Here is a 21,295-nt window from a genome sequence, read left to right on the forward strand (position 1 = left end):
ACAAATGTGATAGGCGTAACTATCCGTTACGCTTATCTTTGCGCCATAGACGGCAAGCGGTTGTCCGCTGGAAATGCGGAAAGTGTCCGACATGTTGCCGTTTGTTTCCGAGTCTTTGTTAATTCATTAATCAACCCGCTAAAATAATTTAGTAATGAAAACCGTACGTAATATTGTTTGTTTTTTATTTTTGAGCTGCGCATTTGCCTTGTCATCGGCGGAGGCGGGTGAGAGAACGTTTAAGATTACCGGCAGGTATTTGAATTTTCCTGTTTCCCATAAAGTGGACCGCGCCCGGATGACATTTACTGTGGATGGTTGTCCTGACTTGTCCGTGGTTATCCGTCTGGCACCGGATGAGGCCGACTATTGGGTGTTTAAGGATGTCTCGGCTTTCAAGGGTAAGGTATTGAAAATTTCTTATGAAGGGGATGAAGCCGGATTGAGTAAGGTTTACCAGTCTGACCGGTTGGCGGAAGGTGATGGAATGTATAAGGAAAAGAACCGTCCGCAGTTCCATTTCACAACCCGTCGCGGTTGGATTAATGACCCCAACGGGCTGGTTTACCATCGTGGCGAATATCATCTTTATTATCAGCATAATCCTTATGAGCGTGATTGGGAGAATATGCACTGGGGACATGCCGTAAGCCGTGACCTCGTGCATTGGACGGAGCAGCCCGACGCTCTCTATCCCGATTGTCTGGGAACCATGTTTTCCGGTTCGGCGGTGATTGATTATGGCAATACCGCCGGATTTAATCAGGGGGAGACGCCCGCCATGGTGGCGGTTTATACTGCTGCGGGACCTGACAAGCAGGTACAGTGCATCGCTTACAGTCTTGACAATGGGTACACGTTTACGAAATATGAGAAAAATCCCGTGATTGATTCTAAGGCTAAGTGGAACTCGGTGGATACACGTGACCCGAAGGTGTTCTGGTACGAGCCTTCCAAACATTGGGTAATGGTACTCAATGAACGTGACGGGCATTCCATTTATACTTCCGCCGATTTGAAAGACTGGACTTACCGGAGCCATGTAACGGGTTTCTGGGAATGTCCCGAATTGTTCGAACTTCCTGTGGACGGGGATAAGAACCATACCAAGTGGGTGATGTACGGTGCTTCCGGTACTTATATGTTGGGTTCTTTCGATGGAAAGGTGTTCACTCCTGAATCCGGAAAGCACTGTTATACGACAGGCAGTATTTATGCGGGGCAGACCATCAACAACATTCCGGCAACTGACGGCCGGCGTATCCAGATAGGGTGGGGAAGGATTTCCCATCCGGACATGCCTTTCAACGGGATGATGATGCTTCCTACCGAACTGACGTTGCGGACGACAAAAGACGGTATCCGTCTGGTCAGTGTTCCCGTGAAAGAAACCGAGGCTTTGTTTAAACCCGTGCGTTCGTGGAGCGCTCTTTCGTCGGATGAGGCGAACCGGCTGTTGAAGGAGTTTTACGATACGGACTGTCTTCGTATCAAAACGACTTTTAAGCTTTCCCATGCAACAAGCGCCGGCTTGAATTTGTTCGGACAACGTATTATTGATTATGATATGAATGCCAATACTGTCAACGGGCGTTTTTATTCCCCTCAGGACCCTACCAGTATGGAACTGACTGCCGATATATATATCGACCGTACTTCCATCGAGGTGTTTATCGACGGCGGCTTGTATTCGTATTCTATGGAACGTCGTCCGGACGTGAATAATAAGGAAGGGCTCCATTTCTGGGGTAACCGTATTGAAATAAAGAATCTTGAGATTTTTTCTGTCGAGTCCATTTGGCAGGCAGGTGTGTAGTCTGTAATAATTCTAATACCAGTTGATATGAATGTGTTGTGTTTGTTAAAACAGTTTTTTTTCTTTTTGATGTGTATGTTTTTGGCCGTTTTTCCTGTATCGGACGCGGTAGCGGCCGGTTCTTCTCTGACAGTAAAGAATCTGGGAGAGGGGCATTACTTGGTGCGTGTGAATACGAATCGGAAATATTTGCTTCTTCCCGTTGAGGAGGCGATGCCTGACGTGCGTGTCAGCATGATTGCCGGCAATAGGGAAGTGAAGGCGGCGGATGTCCGTCTGGCGGTGAACAGGGTGGATTATTTCGTTCCGTTGGACCTCTCCGGTTATGCAGGCAAAGACATTCTGGTGAAGTTTAAGTTGAGTTCGAATGACCCGGTGCGGGGTGAACTTTCGGCGGTTTGCTGCAAGGAAATGGAGTTGTCCGACGTATTTGATACGGATAACCGTGAGAAGTATCGTCCGGCTTATCATTTTTCTCCGCTTTACGGGTGGATGAATGACCCGAACGGAATGGTATATAAAGATGGCGAATATCATTTGTTTTATCAGCATAATCCTTACGGCTCCAAATGGGGAAATATGAATTGGGGACATGCTGTCAGCCGGGATTTGATTAACTGGGAACATTATCCGGATGCTATCGTACCGGATGCTTTGGGCACAATCTTCAGTGGTTCGGCGGTGGTGGACCATGACAATACGGCCGGTTTCGGAGCGGGCGCTATCGTTGCCGTTTATACGCAGAGCGGTGACCGGCAGGTGCAGAGCATCGCTTATAGCACTGACAACGGACGTACTTTCATTAAGTATGAGAACAATCCTGTGCTTGTGTCTGAAGCGCGTGATTTTCGTGACCCGAAGGTTTTTTGGCATGAGGGGACGCACCGCTGGATTATGGTACTGGCGGTGGGACAGGAGATGCAGATTTTCTCTTCTCCCGATTTGAAGGACTGGACGTATGAAAGCAGTTTCGGAGAAGGTTTCGGCGCGCACGGAGGCGTGTGGGAATGTCCGGATTTATTCGAGCTTCCCGTAGAAGGTACGAGTGAAAAGAAGTGGGTGTTGCTTTGTAACCTGAATCCCGGAGGTCCTTTCGGGGGAAGTGCCACTCAATATTTTATAGGTAGTTTTGACGGTAAAAAATTTGTTTGTGACAATCAGCCGGATGTGACGAAATGGATGGACTGGGGAAAAGACCATTATGCTGCGGTGACTTGGAGCGATGCTCCCGACAATCGCCGTATTGCTATTGCATGGATGAGTAACTGGCAGTATGCGAATGATGCGCCGACTCTTCAGTACAGGAGTCCGAATTCCGTTCCCCGTGATTTGAGCCTGTTCTGTGCGGACGGCGGGATTTACCTGAAATCTGCTCCTTCTCCCGAACTGCTGGCTTTGCGTGATGTTTCCAAAAAGCGTTCTTTCCGGGTGAACGGGATACATACTGTGAAAAATTTGATTCCGGATAATGAAGGTACTTATGAAATAGAATTGTCGTTAAGGAATCAGAATGCGGCTGTTGCCGGTTTCCGCCTTTACAATAGCAAGGGCGAGGAGGTAGACATGCGGTATGATATGAAGGAGAATAAATTTAGTATGGACCGCCGGAAAAGCGGGGAGGTAGGTTTTAACGAAAATTTCCCGGTAGAGACCTGGACGGCTGTTAAGGATACCGAAGGTGTCTTGAAACTTCGCCTGTTTGTTGACAAGTCGAGCATAGAGGCTTTCGGGGAAGGCGGGCGTTTTGTTATGACTAACCAGGTGTTTCCTTCCGAACCTTACGACTGTGTGGATTTTTATAGTAAAGGAGGAAGTTATAAGGTTGTTTCATTCGTGGTCCATAGGTTGAAACGGTAGTTTTTGCCGGTATGTCCCGTGTGTCTCTTCTGTTTCCTTTTAGGATAGGGGCGGTTGATGAACGGGCGGTTCCGGACTGAATGGCATGATAGATAGTTGAAAAAATAATTAAGACAATGGAAAATAGTAAAAATTCTTCTCTTTCAAAATTGTTCCCTGTGATGCTCTGCTTCTTTGCAATGGGATTTGTCGATTTGGTGGGCATCGCCTCCAATTACGTAAAGGCGGATTTAGGATTGACTGACTCGCAGGCGAATATCTTTCCTTCATTGGTGTTTTTCTGGTTTTTGATTTTCTCCGTACCGACGGGCATGTTGATGAGCCGTATCGGCCGGAAGAAGACTGTGTTGCTGAGCTTGCTTGTCACGTTCGCTTCTTTGTTGTTGCCGGTTTTCGGAGACGGTTATATGTTGATGTTGGTTTCTTTTTCTTTGCTGGGTATCGGAAATGCGCTGATGCAGACTTCTTTGAATCCGTTGCTTTCCAATATCGTCAGAGGTGACCGGCTTGCCAGTAGCCTTACTTTCGGCCAGTTCGTGAAGGCTATAGCTTCGTTTCTTGCGCCGTATATTGCGATGTGGGGAGCTACGCAGGCTATTCCTTCTTTCGGTCTGGGCTGGCGCGTTCTTTTCCCGATTTATATGACAGTAGCGGTTGTAGCTGTTCTTTTGCTGAATGCCACCCGGATTGAGGAGGAAAAAGAGGAAGGCAAGCCGTCTACTTTCGGCCAGTGCCTTGCTTTGCTTGGCAAGCCGTTCATTTTGCTTTGTTTTATCGGTATCATGTGTCATGTGGGTATCGATGTCGGTACGAATACCACTGCCCCGAAGATTTTGATGGAACGTGTCGGGATGGGGTTGGATGATGCGGCTTTTGCGACAAGCCTTTATTTTATCTTCCGTACGGCGGGCTGTTTCTTGGGTTCTTTCATTTTACGCAAGATGCCGGCCAAGTCTTTCTTCGGCATTAGCGCCGTGATGATGCTGGTTGCTATGGCGGGCTTGTTCATGTTTCATGAGAAGGCTATGATTTATACGTGCATCGCATTCATCGGTTTCGGCAATTCCAACGTTTTCTCGGTTATTTTCTCGCAGGCGTTGCTTTATTTGCCGGGTAAGAAGAATGAAGTTTCCGGCCTGATGATTATGGGGCTTTTCGGAGGAACGATATTTCCGTTGGCTATGGGAGTCGCATCCGATGCAATGGGACAGAGTGGGGCGGTAGCCGTAATGACGGTGGGCGTGCTTTATCTCTTGTTTTATACGCTCCGTATAAGAAAATAATTTATAACTTTGGGAATAATAAAATCTATAGGACATGAATAATATAATCGTAGGAATGGGTGAGGCGCTTTGGGATGTGCTGCCCGAAGGGAAGAAGATAGGAGGTGCTCCGGCGAACTTCGCTTATCATGTGTCGCAATTCGGTTTTGACAGCCGGGTAGTCAGTGCGGTAGGCAATGACGGGCTGGGGGATGAGATTCTGCGGGTGTTCAATGAGAAGAATCTGAAAACACAGATTGAGAGGGTGGATTATCCTACCGGAACGGTGCAGGTGACGTTGGACGGCGAAGGAGTTCCTTGCTATGAAATCAAGGAGGGTGTGGCATGGGATAACATTCCTTTTACGGATGAACTGAAACGGTTGGCTTTGAATACACGTGCCGTTTGTTTCGGCTCATTGGCACAACGCAACGCGGTAAGCCGGGCCACTATCAACCGTTTTTTGGATACGATGCCCGATATGGACGGGCAATTGAAGATATTCGACATCAATCTTCGGCAGGATTTCTATACGAAGGAGGTCTTGCGCGAATCGTTCCGCCGTTGCAATGTCCTGAAGATAAATGATGAGGAGCTGGTGACTATCAGCCGTCTGTTCGGTTATCCGGGGATTGATTTACAGGACAAGTGTTGGATTCTGTTGGCGAAATATAATTTGAAGATGCTGATTCTGACTTGCGGTATTAACGGAAGTTATGTGTTTACTCCAGGGGTCGTTTCTTTCCAGGAGACACCGAAGGTTCCGGTAGCTGATACGGTGGGGGCCGGTGACTCTTTCACGGCCGCTTTCTGCGCTTCCGTTCTGAATGGCCAGCCTGTGCCCGAAGCGCATAGGTTGGCGGTTGAGGTTTCCGCCTATGTCTGTACGCAGAGCGGTGCGATGCCGGAACTTCCGCAGGTGCTGAAAGACAGATTGATGTAGGTTTTCGTGCTTGGTCTATCCGGACAGGTATTAAAGGTGGAAGTTTGCCGGATGTTCCCGGACGGGTTGTTCACCGGTCTCCTCTTGTTCATATAAAGGAGGTTGTTTCAGTATGGAAAAACGGGACGGCATTATTTGTAATATGAAGGTGAGAGGGAAAATGAAAACTCGACTGAGCGTTCGGAAAACTTAGGGATTGTGACAGGTAAACATAAAAGAACCGTATCATTACTCGGAAATGGAGTTCTGATACGGTTCTTTTTATAGTTGAGGAGGTAGCCGGATTTCAGATTAAAGGTTCACCTTCTCCAAAACAGAGTTTCGACTCCCTCTTTTTTAAGTTTTAATCTGTAAGATTTCCAACTTTCAATTTCTATTTTGAGACCTCCTTTTTATAAAGGCAGGCTTTTTGTCTGAAAGCAGGTTATTTCTTTTCCTGTGCCCATTCTTTAGCGCCTTGTTCTTTTAGCTTTGCGGTGAAAGCTTTTGCTTTTTCCATGCTTGTCTTTTCATCTTCGGGGCTTGCATAGGCATGTTTGTATCCTTTTACTACGTTCCATTCGCCACGGGTGAAATCGGGGAATTCTACGGCAGCACATCCGTTGTCCATTGAGAGTTCGCCTAATTCCGCCAGGCAGCACCATTCTGCCAGGTCATAAACATCCATATCCAGGGGAAGGCCGTTCTGCAGGCAGTATATAAGGCGGCTGTCCATGATGAAATCCATACCGCCATGACCACCTACTTCCTTAGCCATTTCACCGTATTTCTTCAATATCGGGTGTTGGTATTTTTTCACAAGGGCGTCTTTTTCTTCTTTGGGTAAGAAACCGTGTGAGTTGAGGTCGTCTACTTTGGGCTGTACTCCGGAAGCCGTAAGCTGTTTGGCGTCGAGGGCGTATCCTTCAAACGGGTATTTGTTGGCGAAGCCTTTGGTTCCGGTAAGTTGGTACAAGCGGTTGTAGGGTTGCGGGGTCATTACGTTGTGTTGGATTTCTATCACTTTACCGTTTTCCGTACGAATCATCGTTGTCGTGTGGTCGCCGTTGCGGAAGTTGTTACAGGCGGAGTCTGTCCGTGCTTCCACCAACGCTTTGCCTACAACGGATTTGGTGTCCATAGCCACCAGTGTTTTCATGCGGTCGCCGCGGTGGATGTCGAGTGCTTGTGCTACGGGGCCGAGTCCGTGGGTTGCATATACGTCGCCCCGGTGGCGCATGTTGTAATCCAAACGCCATCCTAATTTATCGTTTTCTCCGTTTTTCCAGTAGTAGTTCCAGAAAGCGTCCAAGTTATGGATATAGGCTCCTTGTGCACGGATGACTTCGCCGAACACGCCGTTTTGTGCCATATTCAGGGTGTTCATCTCGAACCAGTCATAGCAGCAGTTTTCCAAGATGAAACAGTGTTTGCGGGTCGTTTCGCTCAGATTAACCAGTTCCCAGCATTCTTTCAGGTTCATAGCGGAGGGGACTTCGATAGCGACGTGTTTGCCGTTTTCCAAAGCGCATTTCGCTATGGGAAAATGATGTAGCCAGTCGGCCGCAATATAGACCAAGTCTATATCTTCGCGTTTGCAGAGCTCTTCATAGCCTTTCTCACCGGAGTAAACGGCAGCTTTGGGCAGAGAGGCTGCTTTCAGGTATTGCTGGCATTTTTCCGCACGTTTCTGTTCGTAATCGCAAAGGGCTACAATCTGTGTGCCGGGGATGTAGGTGAAACGAGCCACTGCGCCGGGACCGCGCATGCCGAGCCCTACGAATCCGACGCGCACGACTTCCATTTTCGGAGCAGTCAGTCCGATTACGCTTTTTTGTCCTGCCGGACGTTCGGGAGTTTCTACCACAATGGTTCCGTTTTTCCATTGCCACTTCGTGTCATGTTCGTTGGTTTGTACGATGGAATTTGGTGATTGTACGGAACATGCGCCCGCCAATACACAGAGTCCCAATAACAACAATGTCTTGATACTTTTCATTTTCAACAATTATTTTTAATTATCAATAGGGTTAGATAGATTACCAGCCTGCATGTTCTTTCTTGTGTTCATAAGTGTCCGCTTTCCGCTTGTGCTCTCCGTTATATGTCCATTCCACTTCGTCCGTGTATTCTTTTCCTTGATAAGAAACAACTGTTTTCACGGTGTTCTTTCCTTCGTTCAGCACTACGTTGTCGAAGATATAGTGTACATCCGTATAGCCTTTACGGGCATTGGACAATTCTTGTCCGTTGAGATATACTTTGGGGGTTCCGATATTGGAATATACGGTCACGGATGTGTTTTTCTTTTCTCTTTCCACGTTTCTGCGTTGTGTGAGATAGAGTACGGGGCTCTTGCTCCAGTTTGCCTTATACCAGAAATAGGAGTCTTTCTTGACTTTGCGGTCGATTGTCATCAGGCCTTTCATGTTGCGGGCGTTTACTCCTCCTCTTTTCCACATCGGAACGGCAAAGTCGAACATGTTCCACAGATAGGAAGCGATGATGTACGGATGTTGGGAGATGATTGCCCACTGGTATTCGTGTGTCTTGGTCTGGAAGGTTTCCGGATAAAAGTCACTGCCCCAATTCAAGGCGTCGCCCAGAATCTCCGTCTGGTGTTTGATATTTGCGTCTGCTCCGTATTCCGTGAGCATCAGGCGTTGCCAGGGGTATTCTTTTTCCATTTTTTCCACCCACGGTTTGATGTCTTGTATTTTTTTCTCATACCAGCCGAAGTAGCGGTTCATTCCTTGTATGTCCGCATTTTGGTTGACCGGATGTTCGGCATGCCCGTATCCGTTGACTGCTACCGTATAACGGTCGGGGTCTTCGGATTTACACAGGTCATGGATAGACTGTGTAAGTGCTGCCGTATATCCGTGAGGGTGGTAGACTTCATTATGGATGCCCCATACATAAATGGAAGGGTGGTTGAAGCTTTGGCAGACGAGTTCACGCATTTGTTGGTGGGCGTTGTCCCATTCTTGTCCGGTGACTCGGTTGACGAAAGGTATCTCCGCCCAAATAATCAATCCCAGCGTGTCGCAGCGTGAGTATATGTAATCGGATTGTTGGTAATGCGCGAAGCGGACGGTGGTTGCGCCGACATCCATAATTTGCGCCAGGTCGAAGTCGTGTTCCTTATTGGTGAGGGCGCTGCCCAGTCCCCACCAGTCCTGGTGGCGGGTTACGCCGTACATGGGATATTTTTCGCCGTTCAGGAAAAAGCCTTTGCCTGCCACGATTTCATATTTGCGGAGTCCCAACGGCTGGACAACTTCGTCTATCACACGTCCGTCTTGCATCAGGCGCGACACTACTTTATACAAATAGGGGTCTTCACGTCCTTGCCACAGATGGGGGTTGCTCAGTTTGAAATGTGAAGTATAGCTCTGTACGCCTTGCGGGATGAGCTCGAAAGCCTGGCGGTGTTTTTTCACCAGTTTGCCTTTCATGTCATACACTGCATTTTCCAGTTCCAAGGGAGCGGGAGCCAGTGCGGCATTGTCTACTTTCACTTTTACGGCCACTTCGGCGGATTTCTTTGAAACGTTTTTCTGGGTGATATATACTCCCGGAGAGGCGCAATCGTTTACGACGATATTACACGGTTCCGTTACAATCAACCATACGGGACGGTAGATGCCTCCGTAAACTCCGAATAAGTTATGGTTGGTGGGGATGACGTCGGGGCGTGAGGAGTTATCCGCCTTTACAATGATTTCGTTTTCCCGTCCGAATTTTATCTGGGAGCCGATTTCACAAACGAAAGCCGAATAGGCTCCCTTGTGGGTTCCTGCCAAATAGCCGTTGATGTAAACTTCTGCACAGGAACCTACGCCTTCAAAACGGAGGAAGACACGTTTCCCTTTTAGTTTTTCCGGGAAAACGGTTTTTTTACGGTAATAGGCGGCACCTTCGTAAAAGGCAGCTACCTTTTTTTGCATGTCATCCGCATTCCAGGTATGGGGAATGGTTACTTTTTCCCATTCCGCGTTCCATTTTTGTGCGGCTTGCATGGTTTCTTGGGAGAAGGGACCTTTTTTAAACTCCCAACCTTCGTTGAAAGTTGTCACTTCACGTGCGTCCGTTTCGCTTGATATGCTTGATATCAGCAGCATTAGCAGTAAGAACAATGTCTGTTTTTTCATGATTGGATAATTAATTTTTCACTTTTTGTGGCGATTACGTTCCGGAGGTTATTTGCTTGCCATTTTGTATATCTGGCAACCTGACAAGAGAAAAGCGCCTACTCCGTACACTTCTGTCATGTCTTGGGTTACTTTGCGCGGGTCTGCGCCAATCGGTTGTACGTAGCCCAGTTTCCCGTCGGGGGCAACGGCGTCTACCAGCGCTTTCCATCCTTTTTCGATGGCGGGCATGAATTTCGCTTTATCAAGCAATCCTTCATTCACGCCGTAAGCGAATGCATATACGATGAAACCGGTCGCGCTCGTTTCCGGTGACGGGTAGGATGCCGGGTCGAGTAAGCTGGCGTGCCAGTATCCGTCGGGGCTTTGCAGCTCTGCTACACGTGTGGCTAATGTTACAAACAAATCCTGATAAAAGGCGCGGGAAGGCTCGTCTTTGGGAAGTGCCTGCAGGATTTCAGCCAGACCTCCCAGTACCCATCCGTTGCCACGTCCCCAGAATACTTTTTTTCCGTTGGCTTCCCGTTTGGAGAAGTAGCGGCGGTCGCGGTAGAACAGGTGTTCTTCTTTGTCGTACAGGTAATCGTAAGTAGCTTTGTATTCCTTGTTCAGGAAGTCTAAGTATTTTTTATCTTTGGTGACTGCATAAAGTTTGGCATATACTGGGGGAGCCATGAACAATGCGTCACACCAAGACCAACGGTCTAATGTCTCTAATTTGCCGTAATCCAATTCTAAAGTCGTATTGGCCGGATTTTCCACAATCCAATTGGCACGTGCCATGACTGGAGCTATCATTTTTTTGTTGCCATATTTTTGGTAAAGGTCGATAAAAGGCTGTCCTACGGCAATGAAGTCTGCATGGTACATCCATTTTCCTACTTGGAAATGATTGCGTCGTCCGATACGGAGCAACCATTGGTAATATGAATCGTCGTTGTCTTCTTTCTCTGTCAATTCCGCCCAATCCAGCATGCCCATATACAAGGCGGCATGTGTCCAGTCCAGGTCGTCATGTTCGGCGCTTTTGTTAGGATGGGCAATCTGCCAGTCCGCAACCCGTTTCATAACGGATTTTATGGTTGTTTTGTCAAAACTTTGCTGTGCGGCAATTGTTGTGACGGTCATCAACAGGAGAGAAGTAAAAAAGAGAAATTTCTTCATAATGCCATTTCTATATTATATTCATAAAACAAACGAGAAAACGAAATGAGTGCTTTCCGAATTATCGGCGGCACTTGTATTTTTTCCAATCTGTAGTTTAACTATTGAAAAGTCAGCAGGTGTCCGGACCGGCATATTTACGTTTGGTTTTTCGAGGGGGACCCGCATCGTATCGTTTTTGAACAAATACGTCCGTTGTCTGCGATGGGGGTGGAATTGTTGTCTGCAAAATTATTTTCATGCTATTAAATTTAAAAAAGTTTTTGCAAAGAAAGCCAATTCCCTTTTTTGCATCTTGCTCGATTTGCCATTTATTTTATCCAAATTACCTTAGGAGGCCTTTTCCGGAGGTTTACCCGTGTCAAAAGGGTAAAATCTGCCTATTCATGTTTTTTTATGCTTTGAGGCAAAGGAAGTAGGGGTTTCGCCAAACACTTTTTTGAATGAGTTGGTGAAATATGCCTGGCTCTCTATGCCTATTTGCATCATGATTTCCCGCATGGTCATGTTTTCTTCAATGATTAATCTGGCTGCTTTGCGCAAACGGCAGTTCAGGACAAATTCGACGACGGATTTTCCGGTGAGGCTTTTGACTTTGGTGTAGAGTTTGCTGCGGCTCATGGAGAGTTCTTCGGCAATTCTGTTTACATCCATCTCCGGCTGGTCTATGTTTTTTTCAATGAAGTCTATTAGCCGTTTAAGGAATTTGGCATCTTGTTCGTTGGCCGACAGTTCGCTGCTGTCGGCATAGTAGTTTTTGGCATAATGTTCTTTCAACTGTTGCTGGTTCCTGAATATATTCTGGATGGAGAGTTTCAGGTAAGTCAAATCTATCGGTTTTTCAAAATAGAGGTCTGCCCCTGAATCGACTCCTTCTATTTTGCTTTCGAGGCTGGTTTTGGCTGTCAGCAAAATAACGGGAATATGTGAGGTGTCTACATTGTTTTTTATGTCGTTACACAGGGATACGCCGTCTTTATTGGGCATCATGATATCGCTTATAATCAAGTCGAAGTCTGTCTCTTTTATCAAGGCTAAGGCTTCCATGCCGTCATGTGCCTGCATGACATGGAACTCGTCGGACAGGGATTCGGCAATCAGCATCCGCAAGTCGTCGTTGTCTTCGGTGACTAGTATCTTCTTTTTACAGGAAGGCAGGTATTCTTCTTCCGGTTGTTTTATCCCTGCCGGAATGTCTTCTCGTTCAGACGGTTGCACGGGAGAATCCTGCACGTCGTTTTTCTGCTGCATGAAATCGGCGGCAGAAAAAATACTGCTGTCCAGAGGAAGGCGTACAATCATGTCGGTCCCTTTTTCTCTCTCGCTGAAAATGGAGATATCGCCTTTATGCAGCAGCACCAGGCTTTTCACAAGGGCCAGTCCGATTCCCGTACCTAAATGGGAGTCGGCATTTACCGTGTTTACTTTATAGAACCTGTCGAAAACACTGTTTATGGACTCGCGGGAGATGCCTACTCCCGTGTCGCTGACGACAATGCTAAAAACATCTTTGATGCTTTCGCCTACTTTGTAGCTGTTTTTGTAGCCGGATGTGAAGCTGTTTCCCGCTCTCGTTTCCAAAAGAATTTTCCCTTTGTCCGGTGTGTATTTAAAGGCGTTGTTCAGCAGGTTCATGACTATTTTTTCAATTACATTTTTATCGGCGTGGATTTCTGCGGGCAGGGTTTCGTCGCACTGGATACGGAAATCGATGTTCCGCTGGTGTGCATAGTCGATGAAATCGTTCGCAATTTCATTGACTAGCCGGTTGATGTCCAACGGTTGCAGTTCCAGTTTCATCATTCCGTTTTCTATTGTCCGGAAATCCATCAACTCATTTACCAGGTTGAGCAGACGTTGCACATTACCGTTCAATATCCGGTAATAATATTCTTTCAGGCCTTCGCGGCGCAATTTGTCCAAAGCTGCGAGGATGAGTGACAGCGGAGTGCGAAAATCATGGGATATGTTGGTAAAGAAGCGTAACTGCGCCTGGTGGATTTGTTCTTTCTTGTCTTTTTCTATGTTTTCTTGATAGAGCAGCATTTTCAGTCTTTTCTTTTCGGAATAATGTCTGTAAATCAGGTAGATGCTTCCCAAAATCGTAAGTGCATAGAATAGATATGCAGGCAGGCTGAACCAGGGAGCTGTTTTCCTTATCACTTTGATTGTCATAGGGGCATCGCTCCATAATCCGTCGTTGTTGGCTGCATAGACTTCAAAATAGTAAGTGCCTGCAGGCACTTTGGAGTACATGACTGTGCGTTGTTCGGCATTTGCTGTAATCCACGAGTCGTTATATCCTCTTAAACGGTATTTGAAACGGTTTTTTTCCGGAATATAGTAGTTGTCCGAGGAAAACCGGAAACCGAAATTGACTTGGTCATAGTCCAGGGTGATGGTCTTGAATGAATCGTCTTGTGTGTAGTTCGGATGGACCGGTTCATGGTCTATGAAGAAGTCTGAAATGATGGCTTTGGGTTTGTAGCTGTTGTATGTGATTTTTTGCGGGTCTATAATCGTGAATCCGTTCGTTCCTCCGAAATATAAAAGGCCGTCTTCGCCTTTCATGGATGCCAGGGGATAATAGACTTGTCCTTGCGTGTTTTCTTTTTCATCGAATTTCATTAACCGGTCGCGGGCTATGTCGTAGCAGCATAATCCGTCATCGGTTCCCATCCAGACATTTCCGTCGTCGTAGCAAATGCTGTAAATGGAGTAGACGCTGTGTTGCGATATGTCTTTCAGCGGAATAAAAGTCGAGGTGTTGGTATCGAACCTGACAAGGCCATTACCGATGGTGCCGATCCAGATATTGCCGGAGTCGTCCAGACAGAAGGTGAACAGTCCTAAGTAGGTCGAGTCGCGAGGAATAATCTTTTCTACGGCATGTGTGTTGATGTCCATGCGGTAGAGCGCTTCATTGCTGATGGCCCATAATGTTTTTTCTCCTTGCCGGAGGATGTCGAACAGATAGGCGTAATTCCAGATGCTGTCCAGCGTGAAATGGGTGAATGACTTGCTTCGGGAAGAGAAATAGGAGATTTTAGGCATGGGGTATTGGTATGCCACCCATAAGCCTGTGTCTCCTTCAAGGATGGTTTTTCTGATGTTGTTTACCAGTAGAGAGGTGGAGTCGTTTTTGATGTGTTTGTAGTCGGATGTTTTGTTCCGGTTGGAATCGTAGAGGTTCAGACCACCCCTGAATGTGGAAATCCACAGGTTGAGGTCGGAATCCATCGATAGGGATTTTACATTGTTGGAGGTCATGCCGTTTCCGTCGGCAAGGTTTTTAAATTCTCCCGTATGTTTGTTCATCCGGTTGACGCCGCCGCCTTCCGTCCCAATCCACAGGTAGTTGCGGTCTTCGGCGAAAGCGCTGACCGGGGTATTGTTCAGGCCGCTGTTTTGGGTGTGGTAGGTCTTGAACGCGCCGTTTTCATCGACGTTTACATAGCATAGGGTTCCCGAATATGTACCGAGCCAGACATTTTTCTGCCGGTCTTCGAAAATCGTCCAGATGGAATTGTTGGGCAGACTGAAAGGGTCGGTTATTGAATGGGCGTATCGGGACATCTGTCCGTCTGACGGGTCGAATATGTACAATCCGTTTATCGTTCCAAACCATATTTTCCCTTTCTTGTCTATGTGGAACGTGCGTAACGAATTGCCGTCGCATTCGGAGACTGCATCATAATGCTCCGTTATTCTGAAAGTGGACAGGTCTATTCTGTACAATCCTTCCCGGTTGATATAAATCCATAGCTCTCCCATATATGTCTGGGCGAAACGGATGTTTCCGTTACCTGAGTCCGGTAGGGTGAGACAGGGGAGGAATTCTTTCTCCGAATAGTTGAAGCGATATATTTTTCTATGTATAAAGGTATATAGGTCATTGTTATGGAAACAGAAGGCGGTATTGCTGTATGCCGGTATTTTTCCGTCATAGCGCGGGGTATAGAGTTCTTTTGTGTTTACATTCAGGATGTTCCATTGGTTGTTGTCCCTGACCCATATATGATTCGTTTTATCGACTTTGACTTGGGCTACCGCATCGTAAATCTTTTCAAATTTATCCGATATTTTTTCATAGCGGTAAAGCCCGTTGTTCGTATTTACATAGAGGTAGCCCAGGGTGTCTGAACTCATGTTATTGAATATCCATTTTTTGGTAGGGTCCATCAAGGCGAAATAAGGGCGATATTTTTTATAATGGTATCCGTCGAAGCGGTAGAGTTCATAGTCCATCATCACCCATATGAAACCATCCTCGTCCTGTTCTATCGCTTTCACGCCGTCATAATAGAAACCGCCGTTGGGGGATATGGTCCTGAATTTGTATGTTTCAGCGGTAATGGAAACCGGCATGGTGCAGAGAAGGATTAGAAAGAACAGCAAGTATCTATTTTTCATAAAATAATGTCGTATTAAGGATGAAACTTCATAACGGGGGCTAATTTAGGAAAAAGGAAATATAACAGAAAAAATATGAGGGGAAATCTTATATAGACTGTTTAATAAGGATGGTTCCGTCGTTATGGACGGGATGGTTTTTCCCAATTTTTTGTCCGGTTGCTAATTTGCTGCGGTGTTGCGTGTACGCCCGGATGTGGAAATTGCATGTTTCGTAGGTTTTGTGGAGTACACCGTTGGATTGCTTGCTGTTGGCAGGGGGAGAGCCGTCTGTTGTTTTTGATTGTGTCTTTTTCGGGTTGTATCCGGTTTTACATAAGAAGAAAATCAGAAAAGGAGCCGGAAGTGAAAATGTTTCCTCCGGCTCCTTTCCTGTAGCATATTTCAATTAAATGAGATTCATCAGTTATTTATTCGGGGTGTCCAGCGGTTCGATGTTGTTCTCGGAACCGGCATAGCCCGGAGTCTGGTTGATATGTCCTTCAACATTTGTTGAAATTGATGATTCTGAAATAGGCCATAGTACATTGTAGGGGGCGATGGTATAAGAATTACCTACGGAATTTTTTACGCCTTGGTTATAAAATTCCGTACGGTCCATAATCCGGTTGTAGAAATAATTGTCTGTCGTAAAGTTGTCCATGGAATAGGTGCGTCCTTTTTCGTCGGCTTTTCCGGTTTGGGCAAACAGGTATGCGATACGGGTCAGTTCGCACTTACGCGGTTCTTCATAGAATAATTCGCGGGCACGTTCGTCCAGAATCTGACTGATGTTGACTTCATCTTTTGTCAATTCACGGGCGCCGGCACGACGGCGTACCGCATTCAAATCTTCTACCGCCAAATCCGCTCTGTCCAGCCAGACATAAGCTTCGGCACGCAATAGATAGGTTTCAGCCAGACGGAATATATACCAATCTGCCCAACCTCCACGCCACCAACTTGCTTTCTGGTCGGCTACATTGGATTTATAATGGGGCCAGCCGCTCCAACAACGGATGGTGTCCTGAATTAGGATATGGCCTTCATCATCGTATAATTGGACGTTTTTTCCATACCATTCCGATGTGCCTTCCAGAGCCGGATTGTTGTATTTCAGGTCTTTGACGTGTACCCAGTTGCCTGTTTTGTGGCGGTAGTCCGTATCATCCAAGGTCCAAATGGAATTCTGGTGGTACCAAGTGGAACGCAGGGTGCATACGCCGCGGCCGTATATCGCCAGATATGGATTTTTGGTTTCGTTATTATCTACGAAGGCTTGTTCGCCGTCGGGAGTGGTGATTTGTCCGGAAGCCGGGAACCACGGTACTAGTTGCCGTTTGATTTCCAGACCTGCGGCGGAACGCATGTCTGTTCCGGCATCGTAACGGTCAATTACCATGTAAAGGACTTCTTTGTTTTCGGGCAATGCTTTGTTGTCCGATTGATGCAAATCCCAGATAACATCTTTGGTCAGGTCGTCTTTGTCTACGCCGAAACGTTCGGTCATCAGGCTGTGTACACCGTCACCAATCACTTTGTTGGCGGATTCCACTGCATCTTCGAATTCTCCTAAAGCCAGATTGATTTTAGTCAATAAGTGATAAGCGGCGGCTTGTGTGACCATGCCGATATATACGTCATTGGAAAGATGGGGAATTGTTTTCTCTAAATCTTCTTTCAAATAACGCAGGATGGCTTCGCGTTTAGTAGTATAGAAATCATAACGGGGACTGGTTACTTCGTGTACGATGAAGGGGACATCTCCGTATTGATGTACCAGGCGGTAATAACGGTATGCACGGTGGAAACATGCCAGTGCCTGTACTTCTCCTTTTTGTTCTTCGGTCATTTCGATGTCTTCCGCACGGTCATAAATCGTATTGGCGTCTTTGATTCCTTTATACAGATAGGTCCAATAGTTATTGATTTGGCTTGCATTTCCGGTCAGGGAGGCGGAAGGCGTAATTTGCCTGACTAAGTCGACCGGAGCATTGGACGCATCTGTACGGCCGTTTATTCCCATCTCCGAGAAAAAATATTCGGAGAGGATGCAAGGGTCGCTGGAACCGGATGTCGGATAAAAATCGAAGTAACGCACATCGCGGTTTAACATGTCGGTACTTGTCTTTAATCCCTCATACGTGTTAAACGTATTTTCCGGGGTAAAGAAGGAGAGGGGTTTAGGGTCTAACCAATCGGAACAGCCGCTTACGGCAAACATCAGTCCGAGCACACCGATATGTCCTAATGTATATTTTGCAATTTTTTTCATTGTTTATTTATATTATAATGTCATGTTAATACCAAAAGTGATTGTTCTCGGAGTATTGCTGTCCGAGTTTTCCGGGTCGTAAGCCGGCCATCCGGTAAAGTATCCCACATTTTTTATTGACAGGTTCAGGCGTAATGCTTCCATTTTCAACGGGGTCAGCAGGCGTTTTGGGAAAGTATAGCCCAAAGAGATATTGTCAATACGCAGGAAGGAGGCTTTTTTGTAGATATAATATGTAATGCCGTCCGGGCTTTTCGCACTCAGACGAGGATAATCGTTGATTGGATTATCGGAAGTCCAATAGTTACGTTTAATCTGGTTTACCGTATTTAATAGGGCATTGTTGTTGGTAAAGCGATCCATCTTTTTGATATGTCCCAGATATGAATACATGCTGAAAGAAATATCGAAGTTCTTGAAAAGAGTGAATTCGTTACGCAGGTTCCAACGTACTTTCGGAGTGGTGTTCCCTAAGAATACTTTGTCGTCATTGCTATAGCTATAACTCTTATCTACATCCAGAATCTTGGGGTCGCCGGGAATTTGCCCGTATTTGGCTGCTTCTTCCGTTTCGTTTTCTTGCCATACTCCGATAAATTTATATCCCCAAACTTCGTCTAGTGCGTGACCGATAAAATATCCGTTCGTGATATCGTCGGCTTCTTTCTGACCGATAACGTTTCCGGCTTCGTCTGTTACATCTTCCATAATACCATATAAGTGTTTGATGGTATTTTTGTTGTATGTGAGGTTGAATGTTGTACGCCAAGTCAGGGCATCGTTATTGATATTGGTGGAGCTTAAAGAGAGTTCGAGGCCACGGTTCCAGATTTCTCCGATATTCGCTTTCACGCTGCTGTAACCAATCAAGCTGGGTAACTGGCGGTTGTTTAGCAGGTCTGTAGTGCTCTTATGGTAGGCATCGATACTACCGTTCAGGCGTCCGTTCAGGAATGAGAAGTCCAGACCGACATTGTAGGAGGTTGTCTTTTCCCATTTCAGGCCGGAGTTTGCCATATTATAGCAATAGAAAGTGTTGATGTTGACTAATTGTCCGGTAGCCGGGTCTACGTACATGTATTTGCGCGGTTCCAATCGCATCAGCGCTGCATATTCGCCGATGGAGCGGTTACCGTTTTCACCGTAAGTAAAACGCAGTTTTCCGTATTCGAACCAGTCGGCTTTTATTTTTTTCCAGAATGCTTCTTCTGTGAATACCCAACCCAATGCGACAGAGGGGAAAACGGCATGAGGATTGGCCTGGCCGAATGCGGAATATCCGTCACGGCGTACGGTGGCTGTTATTAGATAGCGATTGTTGTAAGAGTAATGCAGACGTCCCATAAGTGCGTCTCCCGTATTGTAGGTATCGTCGGAATCTACGGACGGAGAGGTTCCGTAGGCAATACCGCCATATCCTAAATTATCGCTGGGTTGGAAAGCTTGATTCTTGGATACTGTTTTCCAGCTTTGGTATTTTTCCCAATTTATCAGTCCTGTAAAGTCGAATGAGTGTTTGCCGAATGTTTTGTTCCATTTCAGCATGTTATCCCATTGCCAATAGAAGATTTTCTTTGCATAACGATGTACATAGCCGCCTTCATCACCGGCAGACGGATGGTCGGCAGAGCGATGATGCAGGTAATTAACCCATTCAAAACGGGGTGAATAAGTGGTCTGCAAGGAAAATCCCAACGGTAAATCTACTTTTAGATAGATAGAGGCATTCAGATTGTTGATGTCATACTTCTTACTATAATAGGCTCCGTTCAGTAACGGGTTGGTTGCATTATTGTTGTCATTGGGATAGAGTTTCAGGGAACCGTCTTCATTATATACACTTCCGTAAGGGGATAGTGCGGAAGACCAGCTTGAATAGACAGCATTGTCTGTTGTGTTCAGATTGCTTTCGTCACGTGAAGTAAATTGGGCATTCATACCATAGGTGAGAAATTTCTGTACTTTATTCTCTATGTTGACACGGGCACGTATAGCACTGTAGTCACCACCTACGTTATTACTCTCGTTTTTCAGATAGTTGATGGAAGAATAATAAGACATTTCATCTTTTTTACCGGCAATGCTGATTGTGTAATCTTGTCGGAGTGCTGTACGGAGTGTCAAATCTTTCCAGTCAACTGTTTTGCCTGCCATGTAGTTGGATATTTCCGTACTGGTCATACGCAAGCGGTTTAGCCAGATTTCAGTCGGATTACCGGTTTCGGTTCCCATCCATTCTGCCAGTTCCGCATCACTCATATTTGCCGGATTGTCATAATATCCTGTAGCGGCTTTTTCATACTCGGCGCTTTTCATAACTGCCTGGCGGAAGTTGACAAAATCTTCTCCTTCATAAACTTCCGGCAGCGAATTTACCATCTGGATGCCCCAACTGCCACTGAAACTGATAGTCGGTTTTTTGCTGCTGGTACCTTTCTTGGTGGTAATCAATACAACGCCATTTGCGGCTTGAGCACCATATACTGCTGCAGAACTGGCATCTTTCAGGACATCTACACGTTCGATGTCATTCGGGTTGATGTCTGTCATTTGACCATTGTATATCACACCGTCTAATACGAGTAACGGATCGGTGCTTGCGGCAATCGTACTTTTTCCACGAATCAACATGGAGGTATTTCCTTTGGCGTCAGTTTCCATACCGACGGAAAGTCCGGCAACTCCCGAACGTAACATGTCTTGGATTGTTTGACGTTGTTCTTTAACCATGTTGTCGGCTTTTATTGAAGCCACAGCTCCTGTCAAGTCTTGTTTCTTCATCGTACCGTAACCGACTACTACTACTTCTTCCAATAACTCGGAATCTTCTTTCATGGTGATAATCGAAGGAACCGATTTGGCTTTTAGAGTCTGTGTCGCATAACCCATATAGGAGAACTGAATGTTGGAATTGGCATTTACAATCAGCTTGTAGCGACCATCCAAATCTGTAATTACACCGTTGGTAGTACCTTCTTCAATTACATTGGCTCCGATAATCGGTTCTCCCGAATTATCAATCAACTGACCTTTGATGGTAATCTTTGCATCAGATGCAGTTTTGTCATCCTGCGCCGACAAAGGCAAACAAAGAATCAGTAACAGTAAAAACGTTGCATACTTCTTAAAATTCATTTTTCTTTTTAGATTTAAATTAGAACAATTGTGTGTTTTAGTAAATATAATAAGGGCGTTTAACCCTTTACTTCTATTTCTCATATCACATAAATTGGAAGAAAATGTAATGATTAGCGTAACTTGCTACTGTGTAGGGATTGGTGACGCACAGAATAAGCTCTCCTTTGAAAAGATAAAAGATGTATTTTTTTCATGATAAAATAAATTAAGATAACACTTATATTTTAGAATAACTTTATATCGATTTCTAATCCTTTATTTGTATATTTACGTTGTCCGGATATCATGTGGCAAACTTATGTATATAAAATCTAG

General features: G+C 45.9%; 10 protein-coding genes. 4 read left to right on the forward strand and 6 right to left on the reverse strand.

Annotation, left to right across the window (positions count from 1 at the left end; genetic code table 11):
• Positions 1-154 precede the first annotated feature (154 nt).
• The 4 genes from Q5076_RS05250 (at position 155) to Q5076_RS05265 (ending at position 5,878) form a co-directional block, all read left to right on the forward strand.
• Positions 155-1,816 carry a glycoside hydrolase family 32 protein gene (locus tag Q5076_RS05250; RefSeq protein WP_303011399.1) on the forward strand — a complete coding sequence of 554 codons (1,662 nt, stop codon included), beginning with the start codon at positions 155-157 and terminating at the stop codon, positions 1,814-1,816.
• 69 nt (positions 1,817-1,885) lie between these two features.
• A complete protein-coding gene (locus Q5076_RS05255; protein WP_303011519.1) occupies positions 1,886-3,673 on the forward strand; it encodes a GH32 C-terminal domain-containing protein in 1,788 nt (595 codons plus the stop codon).
• A gap of 116 nt (positions 3,674-3,789) precedes the next feature.
• Complete coding sequence (locus Q5076_RS05260) at positions 3,790-4,956, forward strand: MFS transporter (RefSeq protein ID WP_303011400.1); 1,167 nt, start codon at positions 3,790-3,792, stop codon at positions 4,954-4,956.
• 34 nt (positions 4,957-4,990) lie between these two features.
• The gene (locus Q5076_RS05265) at positions 4,991-5,878 is read left to right on the forward strand and encodes a carbohydrate kinase (RefSeq protein ID WP_303011401.1); all 888 of its coding nucleotides are present in this window, start codon (positions 4,991-4,993) and stop codon (positions 5,876-5,878) included.
• Positions 5,879-6,302: 424 nt separating this feature from the next.
• On the opposite strand, the gene Q5076_RS05270 is transcribed toward Q5076_RS05265, so the two are convergent.
• From Q5076_RS05270 to Q5076_RS05295, 6 genes are all read right to left on the reverse strand, one after another.
• Positions 6,303-7,856, reverse strand: a complete 1,554-nt coding sequence (locus Q5076_RS05270) for a Gfo/Idh/MocA family protein (protein ID WP_303011402.1) — start codon at positions 7,854-7,856, stop codon at positions 6,303-6,305.
• Positions 7,857-7,896: 40 nt separating this feature from the next.
• Complete coding sequence (locus Q5076_RS05275; protein WP_303011403.1) at positions 7,897-10,011, reverse strand: glycoside hydrolase family 2 protein; 2,115 nt, start codon at positions 10,009-10,011, stop codon at positions 7,897-7,899.
• A 48-nt stretch (positions 10,012-10,059) separates the two neighbouring features.
• Entirely contained in the window at positions 10,060-11,175 is a 1,116-nt protein-coding gene (locus Q5076_RS05280; RefSeq protein ID WP_303011404.1) for a glycoside hydrolase family 105 protein, read from the reverse strand.
• A 384-nt stretch (positions 11,176-11,559) separates the two neighbouring features.
• Positions 11,560-15,588 carry a hybrid sensor histidine kinase/response regulator transcription factor gene (locus Q5076_RS05285; protein WP_303011405.1) on the reverse strand — a complete coding sequence of 1,343 codons (4,029 nt, stop codon included), beginning with the start codon at positions 15,586-15,588 and terminating at the stop codon, positions 11,560-11,562.
• A gap of 406 nt (positions 15,589-15,994) precedes the next feature.
• Positions 15,995-17,842: a RagB/SusD family nutrient uptake outer membrane protein gene (locus Q5076_RS05290; protein WP_303011406.1), complete on the reverse strand. Its 1,848-nt coding sequence runs from the start codon at positions 17,840-17,842 to the stop codon at positions 15,995-15,997.
• 12 nt (positions 17,843-17,854) lie between these two features.
• Positions 17,855-20,977: a TonB-dependent receptor gene (locus Q5076_RS05295; RefSeq protein WP_303011407.1), complete on the reverse strand. Its 3,123-nt coding sequence runs from the start codon at positions 20,975-20,977 to the stop codon at positions 17,855-17,857.
• Positions 20,978-21,295: the final 318 nt, after the last annotated feature.

Source organism: uncultured Bacteroides sp., assembly GCF_958445495.1.
Classification (GTDB): domain Bacteria; phylum Bacteroidota; class Bacteroidia; order Bacteroidales; family Bacteroidaceae; genus Bacteroides.